This is a genomic window from Photobacterium sp. MCCC 1A19761, assembly GCF_037389125.1.
Taxonomy (GTDB): domain Bacteria; phylum Pseudomonadota; class Gammaproteobacteria; order Enterobacterales; family Vibrionaceae; genus Photobacterium.
In genome coordinates, this window is record NZ_JAZGTF010000006.1 from 62686 (window position 1) to 80358 (window position 17673).

19 protein-coding genes and 1 other RNA gene are annotated in these 17673 nt (G+C 55.5%); 13 read left to right on the forward strand and 7 right to left on the reverse strand.

Going from position 1 to position 17673, the window contains the following annotated elements; translation table 11 throughout:
• Window positions 1-7: 7 nt before the first annotated feature.
• A complete protein-coding gene (gene murA / locus VV869_RS08075; RefSeq protein ID WP_337734639.1) occupies window positions 8-1264 on the forward strand; it encodes a UDP-N-acetylglucosamine 1-carboxyvinyltransferase in 1257 nt (418 codons plus the stop codon).
• Window positions 1265-1338: 74 nt separating this feature from the next.
• On the opposite strand, the gene degS is transcribed toward murA, so the two are convergent.
• The 3 genes from degS to zapG form a co-directional block, all read right to left on the reverse strand.
• Window positions 1339-2406, reverse strand: coding sequence for an outer membrane-stress sensor serine endopeptidase DegS (gene degS, locus VV869_RS08080; protein ID WP_337734476.1), 1068 nt, complete (start codon window positions 2404-2406; stop codon window positions 1339-1341).
• A 172-nt stretch (window positions 2407-2578) separates the two neighbouring features.
• On the reverse strand, window positions 2579-3946 hold the full coding sequence (locus tag VV869_RS08085; RefSeq protein WP_337734477.1) for a Do family serine endopeptidase: 1368 nt from the start codon (window positions 3944-3946) through the stop codon (window positions 2579-2581).
• Between the two features lie 128 nt (window positions 3947-4074).
• The gene (gene zapG / locus VV869_RS08090) at window positions 4075-4512 is read right to left on the reverse strand and encodes a Z-ring associated protein ZapG (protein WP_337734478.1); all 438 of its coding nucleotides are present in this window, start codon (window positions 4510-4512) and stop codon (window positions 4075-4077) included.
• Between the two features lie 236 nt (window positions 4513-4748).
• Between zapG and zapE the strand changes: the two genes are divergently transcribed.
• From zapE to sspB, 8 genes are all read left to right on the forward strand, one after another.
• Complete coding sequence (gene zapE / locus VV869_RS08095) at window positions 4749-5852, forward strand: cell division protein ZapE (RefSeq protein ID WP_337734640.1); 1104 nt, start codon at window positions 4749-4751, stop codon at window positions 5850-5852.
• A gap of 269 nt (window positions 5853-6121) precedes the next feature.
• The gene (gene rplM / locus VV869_RS08100; RefSeq protein WP_047886974.1) at window positions 6122-6550 is read left to right on the forward strand and encodes a 50S ribosomal protein L13; all 429 of its coding nucleotides are present in this window, start codon (window positions 6122-6124) and stop codon (window positions 6548-6550) included.
• A gap of 15 nt (window positions 6551-6565) precedes the next feature.
• The gene (gene rpsI / locus VV869_RS08105) at window positions 6566-6958 is read left to right on the forward strand and encodes a 30S ribosomal protein S9 (RefSeq protein WP_007464367.1); all 393 of its coding nucleotides are present in this window, start codon (window positions 6566-6568) and stop codon (window positions 6956-6958) included.
• Between the two features lie 348 nt (window positions 6959-7306).
• Complete coding sequence (petA, locus tag VV869_RS08110) at window positions 7307-7897, forward strand: ubiquinol-cytochrome c reductase iron-sulfur subunit (protein WP_337734479.1); 591 nt, start codon at window positions 7307-7309, stop codon at window positions 7895-7897.
• On the forward strand, window positions 7897-9162 hold the full coding sequence (locus VV869_RS08115) for a cytochrome b (RefSeq protein ID WP_337734480.1): 1266 nt from the start codon (window positions 7897-7899) through the stop codon (window positions 9160-9162). The genes petA and VV869_RS08115 overlap by 1 nt, the downstream gene beginning before the upstream one ends.
• Window positions 9159-9896, forward strand: coding sequence for a cytochrome c1 (locus VV869_RS08120; RefSeq protein ID WP_337734481.1), 738 nt, complete (start codon window positions 9159-9161; stop codon window positions 9894-9896). Before VV869_RS08115 ends, VV869_RS08120 begins: the two co-directional genes overlap by 4 nt.
• Window positions 9897-9981: 85 nt before the next feature.
• The gene (gene sspA / locus VV869_RS08125; RefSeq protein ID WP_337734482.1) at window positions 9982-10620 is read left to right on the forward strand and encodes a stringent starvation protein SspA; all 639 of its coding nucleotides are present in this window, start codon (window positions 9982-9984) and stop codon (window positions 10618-10620) included.
• Window positions 10620-11126 (forward strand): ClpXP protease specificity-enhancing factor, encoded by a 507-nt coding sequence (sspB, locus tag VV869_RS08130; protein ID WP_337734483.1) that lies wholly within the window; start codon window positions 10620-10622, stop codon window positions 11124-11126. Before sspA ends, sspB begins: the two co-directional genes overlap by 1 nt.
• A 155-nt stretch (window positions 11127-11281) precedes the next feature.
• Here the strand turns inward: sspB and VV869_RS08135 are convergent, their stop codons facing one another.
• The 4 genes from VV869_RS08135 to VV869_RS08150 are packed head-to-tail and all read right to left on the reverse strand — an operon-like array spanning window position 11282 to window position 14618.
• Window positions 11282-11842, reverse strand: a complete 561-nt coding sequence (locus VV869_RS08135) for a BON domain-containing protein (protein ID WP_337734484.1) — start codon at window positions 11840-11842, stop codon at window positions 11282-11284.
• Between the two features lie 3 nt (window positions 11843-11845).
• Window positions 11846-12436 carry a phosphoheptose isomerase gene (locus VV869_RS08140; protein ID WP_261601657.1) on the reverse strand — a complete coding sequence of 197 codons (591 nt, stop codon included), beginning with the start codon at window positions 12434-12436 and terminating at the stop codon, window positions 11846-11848.
• Window positions 12437-12439: 3 nt separating this feature from the next.
• Entirely contained in the window at window positions 12440-12808 is a 369-nt protein-coding gene (locus VV869_RS08145; protein WP_443147300.1) for a YraN family protein, read from the reverse strand.
• Window positions 12792-14618, reverse strand: coding sequence for a penicillin-binding protein activator (locus tag VV869_RS08150; RefSeq protein ID WP_337734486.1), 1827 nt, complete (start codon window positions 14616-14618; stop codon window positions 12792-12794). Before VV869_RS08150 ends, VV869_RS08145 begins: the two co-directional genes overlap by 17 nt.
• A 61-nt stretch (window positions 14619-14679) precedes the next feature.
• Between VV869_RS08150 and rsmI the strand changes: the two genes are divergently transcribed.
• The 4 genes from rsmI to ftsL all read left to right on the forward strand — a co-directional run bounded on the left by rsmI (window position 14680) and on the right by ftsL (window position 17666).
• Window positions 14680-15540, forward strand: a complete 861-nt coding sequence (gene rsmI / locus VV869_RS08155; protein ID WP_337734487.1) for a 16S rRNA (cytidine(1402)-2'-O)-methyltransferase — start codon at window positions 14680-14682, stop codon at window positions 15538-15540.
• Between the two features lie 107 nt (window positions 15541-15647).
• Window positions 15648-16036: RNase P RNA component class A (gene rnpB, locus VV869_RS08160), an RNA gene on the forward strand.
• Window positions 16037-16401: 365 nt separating this feature from the next.
• Entirely contained in the window at window positions 16402-17349 is a 948-nt protein-coding gene (gene rsmH, locus VV869_RS08165; RefSeq protein ID WP_337734488.1) for a 16S rRNA (cytosine(1402)-N(4))-methyltransferase RsmH, read from the forward strand.
• A complete protein-coding gene (ftsL, locus tag VV869_RS08170; protein ID WP_337734489.1) occupies window positions 17346-17666 on the forward strand; it encodes a cell division protein FtsL in 321 nt (106 codons plus the stop codon). The genes rsmH and ftsL overlap by 4 nt, the downstream gene beginning before the upstream one ends.
• Window positions 17667-17673 lie beyond the last annotated feature (7 nt).

A 17673-nucleotide genomic window follows, 5' to 3' on the forward strand; every position in this document is an offset into this window, starting at 1 on the left:
GTTGATGATGGAGAAGTTTCGAATTCAGGGCGGCGGCCCACTCAGCGGTGAAGTGACGATTTCCGGTGCGAAAAACGCGGCCCTGCCGATTTTGTTTGCTGCTTTGCTGGCCGAAGAGCCGGTGGAAGTGGCCAATGTCCCGAAATTGCGGGATATCGATACCACTATGGAGCTGCTGGGGCGCTTGGGTGCCAAGGTCAGCCGCAACGGGTCGGTGTATGTGGATGCCAGCGGTGTGGACCAATTCTGCGCGCCGTATGAGCTGGTGAAAACCATGCGCGCTTCGATTTGGGCGCTGGGACCGCTGGTGGCCCGCTTTGGTGAAGGTCAGGTGTCTCTGCCAGGCGGCTGTGCGATTGGTGCCCGTCCGGTAGACCTGCATATTCACGGCTTGGAGCAACTGGGCGCCAAGATCGTCCTGGAAGAAGGGTACGTGAAAGCCACGGTTGACGGTCGCCTGAAAGGGGCCCACATCGTGATGGACAAAGTCAGTGTCGGGGCGACGGTGACGATTATGTCGGCAGCCACTCTGGCCGAAGGCAAGACCGTGATTGAAAATGCCGCCCGTGAGCCGGAAATTGTCGATACGGCGAACTTCCTGAATACCCTGGGGGCCAAAATTACCGGTGCCGGCAGCGATACCATCACCATTGAAGGGGTGGCGCGACTGGGCGGCGGTTATCACAAAGTGGTGGCCGATCGCATCGAAACCGGGACATTTCTGGTGGCGGCCGCGGTGTCCGGCGGCAAGATTATCTGCCGCAATACCAAGCCTTCACTGCTGGAAGCTGCACTGGCGAAACTGGAAGAGGCCGGTGCTGCGGTTGAAACCGGGGATGACTGGATCTGCCTGGATATGACCGGTCGCGAACTGAAAGCCGTGAATATCCGAACTGCGCCGCACCCGGGTTTCCCAACCGATATGCAGGCCCAGTTCTCGCTGTTGAACCTGGTGGCCAAAGGGACCGGGATCATTACCGAGACGATCTTCGAGAACCGTTTCATGCACATTCCTGAGTTGATCCGGATGGGCGCTCATGCGGAAATCGAAGGCAACACGGTGATTTGCGGCGATACGGACGGTCTGAGCGGGGCCCAGGTCATGGCAACCGATCTGCGCGCTTCAGCCAGCCTGGTGATTGCCGGCAGCATTGCCAGCGGCGAAACTATCGTGGATCGGATTTATCATATCGACCGCGGCTATGAGCGGATTGAAGACAAGTTCAGTGCGCTGGGCATGCACATTGAGCGCTTCAGCGAGTAAGTTGTAGCCTCAACCTTGAAAAAACCAGCCATATGGCTGGTTTTTTTGTATGCGGGTTCGGGGGCGGTCAGGGGTTAGTAAACGTTGGGCTCGTCGGCGATCAGCACCGACAGGGTCTGCGGCTCGCCGTTGCGCAGCACTTTCATCTCGACCTGGTTGCCCGGGCGCAGCTCGGTCACAATATCGAGGACGTTGCGTCGGTCGGTGACTTTCCGGCCGTCAATTTCAATCAGGATATCCTGGACCTGGAATCCGGCCTGGGCCGCCGGACCGTTTGGATCCATGCCGGTGACGATAATGCCGCTGATCTGATCGGCATCATACAGCCGGGCCATGACCGGGTTGACATCCCGGGCTTCGATCCCGATATAACCGCGGATCACCCGGCCGTCGGCAATCAGTTTGTTCATGATTTTCTGCGTCAGCTCGTAGGGAATAGCGAAAGAAATGCCATAGGTTTCGATATCGGTGGCCTGCTGAAACGACGCGGTATTGATCCCGACCAGTTCACCCCGGGTATTGACCAGAGCACCACCGGAGTTGCCTTCATTGATGGCCGCATCGGTTTGCAGAAAATCCTGGCGGCCGTAAAAGCTCATCCCGGAGCGGCCGGTGGCGGAAATGATCCCGTAGGTGGTGGTCTGGCCCAGGTTATAGGGATTGCCAATCGCCAGAACGACATCCCCGACGGCAGGCTGGTAGGTCTCATTCAGCGGGATCACCGGCAGGTTTTCGGCCTGGATTTTCAGTACGGCCAAGTCCGTCCGGCGATCTTTACCGATCAGCTGCGCGGTAAAAATCCGGCCGTCCTGCAGCGCGGCAATCACCTGATCAGCCTCCGCCACCACATGGTAGTTGGTGACGATATATCCCTTATTGCTCATGATGACCCCGGAGCCCAGTCCCTGGGTACTGAGCTTGAGGCGATCGGAGGCGTCGTAGCGGCGGTTGTAGATATTGACGACTGCCGGTGAAGCGCGCCGGACGGCATAGTTATAGGACAGCTGGGCCTGATCGGTTTCGAGCGGTGTGAAGTGGGTCGGGGCCGGGTTCATCTGGGTACGCAGGCCGGGAAAGATGACCAGAAGCGCAAGAGCTGTGACGACGCCAAGGACTATGGATCGACGAAAAAAAGCCAGCATGCTTGCTCCCTAAAACCAAAAAAGCGCCGCGACGCAGTAAAATACGAGTAATTTGGTCGAGGATATCATTACCGGCATCAGATACCAAACTGAAGCCGCTGGTGCGGGAGGGCGGCGTGGATGGCCTGGAATTAGCGGGGGAGAGTCGGGCCGTTTCCGGCCCGACCGGTGTTTAACGGATGATCAGATACAGCACGTTGTTGCCGCGCTTAACTTCCAGCGCCAGCACGTTTGGATTTTTCTCCAGCGCCTTGCGCAGCTCACCCAGGTTGCGGACTGGCTGGCGGTTCAGACCAAGGATAATATCGCCTTGCTCCAGGCCGTAGCGGGCCGCGATGGACTGCTCTTCCAGGCGGGTGACTTTGACCCCCTTCACCCCGTCTTCGGCTGAGGTGTTGGCAAACTCAGCGCCGGCGAGACGTTCGTGGAGGTTCTCCGCTTTGACTTTATTCTGGCTGGCCGCTTGCAGCACCACATCGACCGTCCGGGATTCCCCGTCGCGGACAATGCCCAATGCCGCGGTCTTTCCGGCGCCCAGCGTGGCGATTTTCGCCCGCAGCTCACTGAAGGTGCGGATCTGCTTGCCGTTCACCGAGACAATAATATCACCGGCTTTCAGCCCGGCCTTTTCTGCTGCGGAGTCCGGAAGCACTTGGTTGATAAAGGCGCCGTGGTTGGTCTCATAGCCAAAGGCTTCTGCCAGCTCGGTGGTGAGCTCACCGCCGAGTACGCCCAGTACGCCCCGCTTCACTTCGCCAAACTCCAGGATCTGCTCGGTCAGGCTTTTCACCATGTTGGCCGGAATGGCGAACCCGATCCCGACGTTGCCGCCGTTCGGGCCGAGGATCGCAGTGTTGATCCCGACCAGCTCCCCGTTGAGGTTGATCAGGGCACCGCCGGAGTTACCGCTGTTGATTGCGGCGTCGGTCTGGATAAAGTTCTCGAAGTTTTCGATGTTCAGGCCGCTGCGGCCCAGCGCGGAAATAATCCCGGAAGTGACGGTTTGACCTAAGCCGAACGGGTTGCCGATCGCCACGGCAAAATCCCCGACCCGCAGGTTATCCGAGTTGGCCAGTTTAATGGCGGTCAGGTTCTTGGTTTTTTCGATTTTCAGCAGCGCAATATCGGACATCTCGTCGCTGCCGATCAGCTCGGCACTGACTTCCCGGCCATCATGCAGTTGGACGGAGATTTTATCGGCACCGTTGATCACGTGGTGATTGGTGACGATATAGCCCTGCTCGGCATCAATGATCACCCCGGAGCCCAGGCCGCGAAACGGTCGTTCCTGCAGTTGCTCGGTCGGGAATTCAGGGCCGAAGAAAAAACGGAAGGTTTCCGGCAAGCGCTGTCGGGAGACCTGGCGGCCTTCTATAGCAATGCTGACGACGGCCGGGGTGACGTTTTCCAGCATTGGGGCCAGGCTGGGCAGTTGTTGGCTGCTGACGGCCTGGGGGAGTGCTGCGGTGGCGGTCACCGGGACCAGAACAGAACTGATACTTAATGCGATTGCACTTAATACAAGCAAAGGTTTTTTCATTATGACTAAACTCCGGTTTACGAGTAGAAGTACCATTCCATGTGACTATAAACAGTGATGAATCAATCACCAAGCATTGGAACCAGTATTTGCTCTGACTTGAAAACCGGGGTTTAGTTCCAGAAAAACTAACTGGCTTTGGTGGCTTCCAGTTTCTCCGGGAAGTCGACTGGCTCCGGCTCACCCTTCAACAGGCCGCTGGCACCGTTGGCGTAGTCGCGTGGTGGTGCGGCCGTTTCCCCGCTGTCGACAACCGGCGTCAGGGTGCTGATCCGGCGGGCAAACGGGTTGTCCTGCTCCGGCAGATTCGGCATCAGCTCGGTTGAGGTTTTGGCCATGTGCTCATACAGCTTGCTGTAGTCTTTGGCAATGTTGTCCAGCAGTTCCGCGCTGCGGGCGAAATGGTCGACCAGTTCCTGGCGGAACTGCTCCAGTTCGTATTTAGACTTGTCCAGGTCTTTTTTCAGCTCTTTTTGCTGTTGCAGACTTTTGTTGCCCAGCCGTGCAGCAAAGCCGCCGACAATGGCACCTGCGGCAAAAATCAGAAGCGCATAAATCCAAGCCATGGAAAACTCCTTGTGGTTACTATCAATACCAGGTGACAGCCGGTTATTTTGTTTGATTGGCGCGCCGTGAGCGACGAACCGGCCGGCATATGGGTTGTTGTTATCGTCATCGCTGGGGGAAGCCCTTGCTGAGTCATAAATCAATAACCCTGTTTCGTATCGTTACTATACATGCACAAACCGGGGCATGGTACTATCCGATGCCAAAGATGGGATCAAAAGAGTTACAGCAACGGATGACGCCACAGCAAAAATACCAGCAAGACCTTCAGCGCGAAGATTTCATTGCCGATGCGGCACAGGCCATGGCGGTGCGGCATTTAGACGATCTGTTCCACCGGATGCAGGCACCCAAGCCGGAGGCGGTTAAGCCGTCGTTGTTTTCCCGGTTGCTCAAGCGGCAGGGCCCATCGGCCGTGGTGCCAGTGAAAGGGCTGTATTTCTGGGGCGGGGTCGGCCGGGGGAAAACGTACCTGGTAGATACCTTTTTTGAATGCCTGCCGACCGAACGTAAAATGCGGGTCCACTTCCACCGTTTTATGCACCGGGTTCATCAGGAACTCAAACAGCTTGGCGCGCAGGAAAACCCGCTGGAGCATGTTGCCGATCGCTTTCGGGCCGAAACCGATATCATTTGCTTTGATGAGTTTTTCGTCTCTGATATTACCGATGCCATGATCCTCGGGACTTTGTTTGAAGCCCTGTTCCAGCGTGGGATCACCCTGGTGGCAACCTCCAACATTCCGCCGCACGAGCTGTATCGCAACGGCTTGCAGCGCGCGCGTTTTCTGCCGGCCATTGCCCTGATCGAGCAGCATTGCGAGGTGGTTAATGTTGACTCCGGGGTCGATTACCGGCTTCGCACCTTAGAGCAGGCGGAGATTTTCCATTATCCGCTTGATGCCCAGGCAGAGCAGAATCTGAATCAGTATTTTCACCAGCTGAGTGTTGAGCCCCGTGCCGAAGGCAAGGCCATTGAAATCAACAACCGAATGCTGCCGACCCGGCACGAAGCGGACGGGGTGGTGCATTTTACGTTCCAGACCCTGTGCCAGACCGCCCGCAGCCAGAACGATTACATGGAAATTGCCCGGATTTACCATACCGTACTGGTGTCTGACGTGATCCAGATGGGGGAGAAGGAAGATGATGCTGCCCGGCGTTTTATTGCCATGGTGGATGAGTTTTATGAGCGTAACGTCAAGCTGATTATGTCGGCGGAAACTGAGTTATCTCAGCTTTATCAGCAGGGACGCCTGACATTTGAGTTCAAACGCTGCTGCTCGCGGTTAATTGAGATGCAGAGCCATGAATACTTGGCGCGTCCGCATCTGGCATAACCGAACAAGAGGGGGGGATCTGGGCCGTCTGGTCCCCGCTTTATTGTCAGAATCTCCCGTTGTAGCCATGCTGAGAAAAAATCTCAATTTTTTTTGAAAAAAAGGTGATTTTTTCTCCACCCTTCCCTATAATCTTGCGACCCACCGTACCTGTAACGGCAAAAGCCGGGAGTGCCAACCACTCGAAGGGGTGATGACTGGGCTCTGTACAGAGATGGAGCAATATGCTCCAGTGAAGTGAAACTATTTAATTTTGGGTAAGAATTAGCATGAAAACTTTCGTTGCTAAACCAGAAACTGTAAAACGTGACTGGTATGTTGTAGACGCTGAAGGTAAAACACTAGGTCGTCTTGCAACTGAAATCGCATCTCGTCTACGTGGCAAGCACAAGCCTGAGTACACTCCACACGTTGACACTGGTGACTACATCGTAGTTATCAATGCTGAGAAAGTTGCGGTAACTGGTGCTAAGCGCACTGACAAGATGTACCACCACCACACTGGCTACATCGGTGGTCTGAAGTCAATCAGCTTCGACAAGCTGATCGCTAAGAAACCAGAAATGGTTATCGAAATTGCTGTTAAAGGCATGCTTCCTAAGGGTCCTCTAGGCCGTGCAATGTACCGTAAGCTGAAAGTTTACGCTGGTGCTGAGCACAACCACGCTGCACAACAGCCTAAAGTTCTAGACATCTAATTGGGGAAGATGACAATGGCAGAGAATCAATACTACGGCACTGGCCGTCGCAAAAGCTCAGCTGCTCGCGTTTTCATTAAGCCGGGTACTGGTAACATCGTAATCAACAAGCGTAGCATCGAAGAATACTTCGGTCGCGAAACTGCTCGCATGGTTGTTCGTCAGCCACTTGAGCTTGTTGAAATGACTGAGAAGCTTGACCTGTACATCACTGTTAAAGGTGGTGGTATCACTGGTCAATCAGGTGCGATCCGTCACGGTATCACTCGCGCTCTGATGGAGTACGATGAGACTCTACGTCCTGCTCTACGTGCAGCTGGCTACGTTACTCGTGACGCACGTCGCGTTGAACGTAAGAAAGTTGGTCTGCGTAAAGCACGTCGTCGTCCACAGTTCTCTAAGCGTTAATTTACGCGCCGGTTTACCGGTTGTACTGTGTACAGAAAAAGCTCAACCTTCGGGTTGGGCTTTTTTTTGCCTGTAAGAAACCTCCGGTTTGGCCTGCCGAGCCGGGTTGTTTTTCCCCGCGCCGTGAAATTTCAAAACAAAAAGAACATACCTCTCACATTTGTTGCTGAAAGGTAGCTTTATCTTGTCAAAAAGTGGGGTTTTATTTATCATTTGGCGCGATTAACAACAGCTTAAAAAAGTACCAATTATCTGTTGTATCTTTCCGTTGAGAGTTAGCCGTAAGCTCCAGGGACGCCAAGGGACATAATAATAATCCAGAGCGGGAGCACATGGGAGAATGTTTGGATGAGCAATGCGCCAGTAAGTAACGGTCGCCGCCGCTTCCTGACTGCGACAACGTCGGTTGTCGGAGGCTTAGGTGCAGTCGCTGTAGCTGTGCCTTTTATCAAGTCGTGGAACCCGAGCGCCAAAGCAAAAGCCGCCGGTGCGCCAGTCGAAGTTGATATTAGCAAATTGGAAGAAGGCCAAATGGTTCGCGTCGAATGGCGTGGTAAACCAGTTTGGGTCGTGCGCCGTAGCGAAGCAATTATCGAGGAACTGGGCGGTCATGATGATCAGCTGCGTGATCCGTCGTCAGATGAACCACAGCAGCCGGGTTATGCCCAGAACCAATATCGTTCAGTGAAGCCTGAAATCTTTTTAGCCGTAGGTATCTGTACCCACCTTGGTTGTTCGCCAACCTATCTGCCTGACAGTTTCAGTGAGCAGGTGAGTGGCGTCTCCGCTGGCTTCTTCTGTCCGTGTCACGGCTCTAAGTTTGATATGGCAGGCCGTGTATTTTCAGGAGTACCGGCACCATTGAACCTTGTGGTGCCGCCTCATATGTTCTTGGATGACAGCACCATTATCGTCGGTGTCGATGAGGAGACAGCCTAATGGAAGCATTACTTGGTTGGGTCGAAAAACGACTGCCAGTGATGAATGCTTACCGTAAGCATTTATCCGAATACCCGATGCCGAAGAACTTCAACTTCTGGTATCTGTTTGGTTCATTGGCCATGCTGGTGTTGGTAAACCAGATCCTGACCGGGATCTGGCTGACCATGAACTATACGCCTTCCGGCGATGGTGCATTTGCATCAATCGAATACATCATGCGTGATGTGGAATACGGTTGGCTGCTGCGTTATATGCACTCGACAGGTGCTTCGGCGTTCTTCGTCGTGGTGTACCTGCACATGTACCGTGGCCTGATTTACGGTTCGTACCAGAAGCCGCGTGAGCTGCTGTGGCTGTTCGGCATGCTGATCTTCCTGGTGCTGATGGCCGAAGCGTTCATGGGTTACCTGCTGCCTTGGGGCCAGATGTCATACTGGGGTGCCCAGGTCATCATCTCCCTGTTTGGTGCGATTCCGGTGATTGGTGACGATCTGACGCTGTGGATCCGGGGTGACTACGTGATCTCCGGTGCGACGCTGAACCGTTTCTTTGCCCTGCACGTGATTGCGCTGCCGATTGTCCTGCTGCTGTTGGTCGTTCTGCACGTTCTGGCGTTGCACGAAGTGGGCTCGAACAACCCGGACGGGATTGAGACCAAACTGCCGAAGGGTGCCAAGGGTGAAGGGTATAAAACCCAGTTCCCGTTCCACTCTTACTACAGCAAGAAGTACGACATCATCGATTCGATTCCTTTCCACCCGTATGGGACAGTGAAAGATATGGTCGGGGTGGCGGTATTTGCCTTCTTGTTCAGCTACGTGATCTTCTTTAACCCGGAAATGGGTGGTTACTTCCTTGAGCCGCCTAACTTTGAAGCGGCAAACCCGTTGAAGACCCCTGAGCATATTGCGCCGGTATGGTACTTCACACCGTTCTACGCCATCTTGCGTGCGGTGCCGGACAAGCTGCTGGGTGTTATTGCCATGGGCGCCTCGATTGTCGCGCTGTTCCTGCTGCCGTGGTTGGATCGCTGTAAAGTGCGTTCTTACCGCTACCGGAGCAAACTGCATCTGGGCAACATTGTTCAGTTTACGATTTGCTTTATTGCGCTGGGTGTTCTGGGTGCGCTGCCGGCGACGCCGACCTATACCCTGATGGCACAGGTCTTTAGCTTTGGTTACTTTATGTTCTTCGTGCTGCTGTTCTTCTACAGCAAAAATGAAGCTACCAAACCGCTACCAGAGAGGGTGACATTCAAATGAGGAAGTTGATTGTATTGTTATTTGCCCTGTTGCCGTCTCTGGCAATGGCGGCAGGTGCAAAAGTGCCGTTGGATGCTGCCAACAACGATCTGTCGGACAAGGCCTCGCTGCAGCGTGGTGCGCAAACGTTTATGAACTACTGTTTCGGCTGTCACGCCACGCAGTACCAGCGTTATGAGCGTGTTGCGAATGACCTGGACATTCCGACGGACCTGATGAAAGAGCACATGATTTTCGACCCGGAAGTCAAAATCGGTGAGCTGATGCACAATGCGATCCCGACCGAGTACGCAGCGACTTCTTTCGGTGCTCCGGCACCGGATCTGACGCTGGTTGCCCGGGTTCGTGGCACGGATTGGATTTACACTTATCTGCGTTCTTTCTATGCCGACCCAAGCCGTCCGTTTGGTGTGAACAACGTGGTCTTCCCGAGTGTGGGGATGCCGCACGTGCTGGAAGAGCTGCAGGGCGTACCGTCGAAAGTGTATGAAACCCGTTTGATTGACGGTGTTGAAGTGAAGGAGCTGGTCGGGATTGAGTCTGACGGTTCCGGTGAACTGAACACCGAAGAGTATAACGCGGTGGTCCGTGATCTGGTGAACTTCCTGGAATACTCGGCAGAGCCAATGAAGCTGGAGCGTCAGCGTCTGGGTCTGTGGGTAATGGGCTTTATCGTCGTATTCTTTGTACTAACCTTACTGTTGAAGAAAGAGTATTGGCGCGATGTCCACTGATCGGGTAATCTAGTGGGTTAAGAACTCGCAATGGGGGCTCGGGCCCCCGTTGCTTTTTGTGTATATAAGTATACTGGAGGGGTTAATGGCTGTTGCTGCCAATAAACGCTCTGTGATGACTCTGTATTCTGATGCTTCGGATATCTACAGCCATCAGGTGCGTATCGTTCTAGCGGAAAAGGGTGTCAGTGTTGAAATCGAGCTGGTTGATCCGGATAACTTACCTGAGGATCTTCTGGACCTGAACCCGTACAACTCTGTTCCGACCTTGGTTGATCGCGAACTGGCGCTGTACCAGGCCAACATCATTATGGAGTATCTGGATGAGCGTTTCCCTCACCCGCCACTGATGCCTGTGTACCCGGTAGCCCGGGGTAACAGTCGCCTGATGATGTACCGTGTTGAGCGCAACTGGTATACCCTGGCTGAGAAAGCCAGCAAAGGCTCGCCGGATGAAGCTGAGAAAGCGCGCAAGCAATTGCGTGAAGAGTTGCTGGCACTGGCCCCAGTGTTTGCTGAATTCCCTTACTTCATGAGTGAAGAGTTCAGCCTGGTGGATTGCTACATGGCACCATTGCTGTGGCGTCTGCCGCAAATGGGTATTGAGCTGTCAGGTCCGGGCGCCAAAGAAGTGAAAGCGTACATGACTCGTGTCTTTGAACGTGATTCTTTCCTGGCTTCGCTGACCGAAGCTGAACGTGAAATGCGTCTGGCTGGCCAATAATGGATATGGCAACGATGACGCCGCGCCGGCCGTATCTGGTGCGGGCTTTTTATGACTGGCTGGTCGATAATGATTTAACCCCGCATTTGGTGGTTGATGCGACCTTGCCGGGCGTGAAAGTGCCGATGGAATTTGTCAGCGACGGCCAAATCGTGCTGAATATTGCGCCGCGTGCGGTAGGCAACTTGGAGCTGGGCAATGAGGCAATCAGCTTCAGTGCCCGCTTTAGCGGTCGTCCGCACTCCGTGATTGTGCCGTTGTACGCGGTGATGGCGCTGTATGCCCGTGAAAACGGTGCAGGGACCATGTTTGAGCCGGAGCCGGCGTATGAGCCGGAGCTGGTTGAACAGGACGAACTCGACGTGGCGGATGAACCGCTGATTGAGGTCGCTGACACCGATACCATGTCTCCGCTGGCGGAAGTCACGGAAACCGCGGACAGCGATGCGCCCGATGATGATCCACCTCGTCCGCGCGGCCGACCAAGTCTGCGCGTTGTCAAGTAACGTCAAGTGCGAGTCATCAACGTCGCCATCGAATCAAAAAACGCAGCCTCGGCTGCGTTTTTTATTGATGTCTATTGCTGTCTGTTGATGCCATGGGGGGGTTATCGCACGATCAAAGGGGGCGCTCGTCTGACGCTCCCCCTGCCACTTTCGCCCTACGACGGATCAGCGGCCGGCTGACTTTCCAGATACTCAAACACCTTCACGACTTGCTTCACTCCGTTGACGTTACGGGCGATTTCCGTCGCGATATGGGCCTGCTCCCGGGTGACATAGCCCAGCAGGTAGACCGCCTGGCTTTCGGTCAGCACCTGGATCGCAACATCCTGCAGTTTTTTACTGCCGATAAGCTGCGACTTCACTTTGGTGGTGAGCCAGCTGTCTTTGCTGACCTCGCTCAGCTTGGGCAACGGACGGACCTGGATCTGGTTGAACACGGTACTGACATGGCTGAGCTGGCGGATCTGCTCGGCCAGCTGTGTTTTGGTGGCCTCATCGACGGCCTGACCGACGAGCAGTACTTTGCCGTCAAAGGCGACCGCATTGATCCGCGCTTGCTGGCGGTAGGGCGGCTTGTTGACCAACCCGCCAATTTCCATTTCGATGTGCTGATCAAACCATTGCCGTTTGGCGGAGCGTGGATCGCCGGGAACCAGTGCGGCACACCCCTGGAGTAGCAACAACGCGGCCAGCAGCAGCGCCTGAAATTTGCGCATGGATTATCCTTCGTGTTGTGGGAACAATACCTTATCGATAAGATCACACAAACAATGGACGGTAAGCAAGTGCCCTTCCTGGATCCGGGCTGTTCGTTGTGACGGGATCCGGATTTCGACATCCTGGACACCGAGCAGGCCTGCCATTTCGCCGCCGTCTTTCCCGGTCAGGGCCACAATGGTCATGTCCCGGGTCAGGGCTGCTTCCATCGCTTTGATGATGTTCTTACTGTTGCCGCTGGTTGACAATACGAACAGAATATCGCCGGTCTGGCCCAGGGCCCGGACTTGTTTGGAGAACACTTCATCGTGGTGGTAGTCGTTGGCGACTGCCGTCAGGGTGGTGGTGTCCGCCGTCAGTGCCAGGGCCGGCAGGCTCGGGCGCTCGGTTTCGAAGCGGTTAATCAGGCACGATGCAAAATGCTGGGCGTTGGCTGCGGAGCCGCCGTTGCCGCAGCACAGGATCTTATTGCCGTTCAGCAGGCTTTGCACCATCAGTTGCGCGGCCTGGGCAATCGCATCCGGCAGGGCTTCCGCCGCCGCAATCTGGGTCTGAATATTTTCGGTAAAACTTTCTTTAATGCTCTCTAGCATGGATTAACCTTCCACCAGGATATTGGTAAGCCACTCAATGTGTTGTTCGGTGCCTTGGATGGCCACGACATCAAATCGGAACTCGGTGTGTTCGGCCGCGAGGCCATTACGTTGCAGCCAGAAGAGTGCAGCACGTTTGAGGCGTTGCAGTTTACGCCAGTTTACCGTTTCTGCGGCAGAACCGTAATGGGGACGTTGACGAAATTTGACTTCAATGAAGACCAGGCAGCGGCGATCACGCATGATGAGGTCGATCTCACCGCCCCGGCATTGGAAATTTCGGCAGACGGGATGCAGCCCCTGGCGGCGCAGATATTGCTCCGCCAGTTGCTCATAAGCCTGCCCTTGGCGGCGTCTATTGGGCGGGTTCAACGCCATTCCCGGAGAACATGGCCCAGCTGAGTTGGCGCTGGATGACACACTGATCGTCCAGGCTCAGTCGGCCGGTTTTCCCTTGCGTGCTGTAGTTATCGACAGCCTGCATCTGCGGGAGTTCGGTGATCATTTTATACGCGTCCATCCCGAAGGCGTGCAGGCGCAGATCCGTGTTGTTCGCATTTGGCCACAGCTCATTGTACCGGGTCATGAAATGGTGGTTGGCATCCACCAGCAGCGGAATATCACTGAACTCAATCCCGCGTAACTCACTGAAATTGGCTTTGCTGTCCGGGTAGCTGCGTGAGCTGGCATACAGCTTCGGCGGCTGGATGTCCGGGTTGATCGCGACTTCAATAAACGGCTTGAGGAGCGTCAGCTCGTTCTTGTTGGCGATCAGGTACACAGCATCGGTGTCACGGCGGCTGCGGGGCTGGGCTTCCAGCTCAATCCCCAGCAACTGGTTCATTTGCTGGATCCGGGACTGACTTTCGGTCAGGCCGAAGACAGCCGCAATTTGCTGTTGGACCTGCTTGCGCGAGCTGAACGTGCTGCTGGCCGGTTCGTGGCCGGTCAGTTGTTGCCATTGCGCGATAAAGGCCTGGCTGACCCGCTCACCGAAGTCGTTGCCCGGGGCGAGGACCATCGGATACTGATGCCCCTTGGCAAACAGATGGCGGGCGGCTTGCTCGGCTTCCTGCTCCGGCGACAGGGCAAAATAGCAGACTTTGCCCTGGGTTTGGGCAGACTGATCCGGCTCATTCAGGGCCAGCATGGTCATTTGTGACTGGTTCAGCCGCTGGAAGTCCGTGATTTTGTCTTTGCGCAGCGGGCCAATCACCAGCTCGATCCCGGCTTGCTCCAGCTTGCTGATGATCGCCGGCAGGGGCTCCGCCTCGGTATCATAAATGGTCAGCTCGGTTTCGGCGTCCCGGGCGGTATCATCAAGCATGGCATTGATAAAACCATCGCGTACCGCTTTACCCGCATGCTCATAGCGTCCGGACAGCGGCAGCAGCAGGGCGACATTACTGAGCTCGGGGATCTCCAGCGACAAGATCGCGGCCAGCTCGGCCGGCAGGGACTGGTTGGCCGGATGGTAAGGGTGCTGCGCCAGCCATTCGTCGACGGCGCTTTTCAGCCGGGCCGGGCGTTGCGAGTAAGTGTTCTTCAGGATGCTCAGCTGAACCCAACCGCGCAGGACGGTTTCGTCCTCGGCGATTTTCGCCGATTGCAGTTGATTGTTATTGAAGCTGGCCAAGTCCTGCCACAAACGCTGCCAGTTGGCGGCTTTTTGCTCGGGTTGCAGGTACTGATCCAGGGCAGTGCGCTCACGGGCGGCTGCCATCGGCTGGTTGGTCTGCGCCAGCAGTTCAGCCCGCAGCATGTGATAGCGCAGGTACTGGCGATCGTTCAGCGTCCACCAGGGTTGGAAATTCAGGGTCTCCAGTGCCGACTGCGGCTGGCCTTGCTGATAGCGCAGGGTTGCGCGTGCCAGTTGCCATTCCGCCATCTGGACCGGGTTCATCGACAGTCGGGCCAGGCGGTTGGCCTGCTGCTCGGCCTGCTCCAGGCGGCCTTCTTTGATCAGGGCCTTGAGGGCAAGAATGTGCCAGTCAATACTGGCGGTCCCTTCGCTGGACTCCGCTTGGAGCAGATAATTGGCCGCGCTGTCCGTCACCGGCGCAGTGATATCCAGGGTCATGGTTTGCTGGGTTGGCGTCGAACAGCCCGCCAGGATCACGGCAAGGGCTACAGGCGCGATGAGTCGTGATACACTTTTACGCTTATGGGTAAAATCGAACATTGAATTTTTTCAACTGTGGCAAATTACTCTCTATATTAATTGCAGATGAGATCTTAGACAAATGAGTGAGACCAATTCATGCCCGGTAGATGTCGCAACTTTGTACATCGTACCTACACCGATCGGTAATCTGGCGGACATCACGCAGCGTGCATTGGATGTATTGGCAAATGTGGACCTGATCGCCGCTGAAGACACCCGTCATACCTCGCGCTTGCTGACCCATTTTTCTATCTCAACCCGCACCTTTGCGCTTCATGATCACAATGAGCAGCAGAAAGCTGACTTTTTGATTGAGAAGCTACAGGCGGGCACCAGCATCGCGTTGGTTTCGGATGCCGGCACGCCTTTAATCAGTGATCCAGGATACCATCTGGTGAATCGCTGTCGTCAAGCCGGTGTCAAAGTTGTGCCGTTGCCGGGCCCTTGTGCGGTGATCACCGCCTTGAGTGCGGCCGGGCTGCCGTCAGATCGCTTCAGCTTTGAAGGGTTTCTGCCGCCGAAAAGCAAAGGACGCCGGGATTGCTTCCAGGCACTGGCCGATGATCCGCGCACGCTGATCTTCTATGAATCCCCGCATCGGATCATGGATTCCCTGGCGGATATGCTGGCGGTACTGGGCGCAGAGCGCCAGGTGGTGCTGGCCCGGGAGCTGACCAAAACCTATGAAACCATCCATGGGGCGCCGCTGGGGGAGCTGATTGCATGGCTGCAAGAAGACAGTAACCGGATCCGGGGCGAGATGGTGCTGGTGGTGGCCGGTCACCGGGCAGAAAAAGAAGCGTTACCGGCCGATGCCCTGCGCACTCTGGGATTGCTGGCGGCTGAGTTGCCGCTGAAAAAGGCGGCGGCACTGACGGCAGAGATCCATGGCGTGAAGAAAAATGCCCTGTACAAGTGGGGGCTGGAGCATCTGGACTAGCCGGTAATGGCGTTGCCGTGGTGGGATTGCTTCCTTTTCGAGCGACCCGTGCCCCGCGGCGACATTTTGCTGGCAACCGGGATCGAACTTCGCTACAATCCGCCCCCTGAGTTGGCCAGGTAACCGCTGCTTCGTTGATGTCCTTTGGGAGACTGGCGAAGGGGAGGAAAGTCCGGGCTCCACAGGGCAGGGTGCCAGATAACGTCTGGGGGGCGCAAGCCTACGACCAGTGCAGCAGAGAGCAAACCGCCGATGGCCCGCTTTTCGAAGTGGTGCACAGGTAAGGGTGAAAGGGTGCGGTAAGAGCGCACCGCGCGGCTAGTAATAGTTCGTGGCACGGTAAACTCCACCCGGAGCAAGACCAAATAGGTCCCTAATGGCGTGGCCCGCGTTGGGGACGGGTAGGTTGCTTGAGCCTGTGAGTGATTGCAGGCCTAGAGGAATGGTTACCACCGCGCAAGCGGGACAGAACCCGGCTTATCGGCCAACTCCCCTCATTCTCTATAAAAGGTGATGTATTGCTTCAAGTTGAGGCGAACATCACCTTTTATCGTTTTAGGGCTTTGCGGCGGAAATGGACTGCTTTGGCAGAATATCTGTTTGGAATCAATGCAAAACCTGTCTCCGGTAATATCATGTGTTTGTCAGAAATCCAGCCCCTCGCTTGACAATTTTTTTGTGTCATACGTACACTTTGCGATGGGATTTTGCGGGAAAAGCCAATCTTTACGCGAAAATCATCGGTTTTTTGTTGAAATCGTGAGCTGACATGCAGTTTCCCTGACTTACACGCTTTCAGGCCGGCACGCCCAGACGACTGTGGCAGTGTCGGTGAGCTTTCACTATCGCTGAATGAATTTTATGTCTGAACAATTTGAGCACGTTTCCGTCTTGCTCCAGGAATCTGTCGACGGTCTGGCCATCAAACCGGATGGCATCTATATCGACGGTACATTTGGTCGAGGTGGGCATAGCCGGCTGATCCTTTCTCAATTGGGGGAAAATGGTCGCCTGTATAGTATCGACCGCGATCCGCAGGCGATTGCCGAAGCGCAGAAAATCAATGATCCGCGTTTTACCATTATTCACGGCCCGTTTTCCGGCCTGGCGGAGTATATGGAAGCGCGCGGGCTGAGCGGCAAGATTGACGGGGTGCTGCTTGATCTGGGCGTGTCATCACCGCAGCTGGATGATGCCGAGCGCGGCTTCAGCTTTATGCGTGACGGACCGCTGGATATGCGTATGGATCCGACGTCCGGTACCTCGGCGGCAGACTGGCTGGCCGAGGCGGATGCCGATGATATAGCTTGGGTGCTGAAAGAGTTCGGCGAAGAGCGTTTTGCCAAGCGCATTGCCCGCGGCATCGTGGCGCACCGGGAAGATCCGGACAAAGAGCCGCTGACCCGCACGTTGCAGCTGGCCAGCCTGATTGCTGAAGTGTCGCCGTTTCGCGATAAGCACAAGCACCCGGCGACCCGCAGCTTCCAGGCGATCCGGATTTATATCAACAGTGAGTTGGAAGAGATCGACACCGCGCTGAACGGCGCCGTCAAGGTGCTGGCACCGGGTGGTCGCCTGTCGGTGATCAGCTTCCATTCGCTGGAAGACCGACTGGTGAAACGCTTTATCCGTAAACAGAGCAAAGGGCCGGAAGTACCTGCCGGTTTGCCGTTAACGGAAGCGCAGATCAAGGAGCTGGGCTCGGCAGCGCTGAAAACCGTTGGCAAGGCGATTAAGCCGTCGAAAACGGAAATCACGGACAACGCCCGTTCACGCAGCTCGGTCCTGCGCCTGGCAGAACGTCTATGAGTGCCGCACCAGAGCCGTCAGAAAATCTGGCACGACTGATCGCCCGGGATCTGGTGACGATCGGTCGGGTGCCGTTGATCCTGCTGGTTCTGGTGCTGATTTCCGCGCTTTGGGTGGTGCTGATCACCCATCACTCGCGTCAGCTGATTGCCGAGCAGGAGCAATTGCTAATTGAGCGGGATCAGCTCGATATTGAATGGCGGAACCAACTCCTTGAAGAAAACGCCCTGGCCGAACATAGCCGGATTGAGCAATTGGCTGAAAAAGAGCTGGAGATGAAGCGCCCGTCACGGGACAGCGAAGTCGTCGTACAGTAATGAGTTT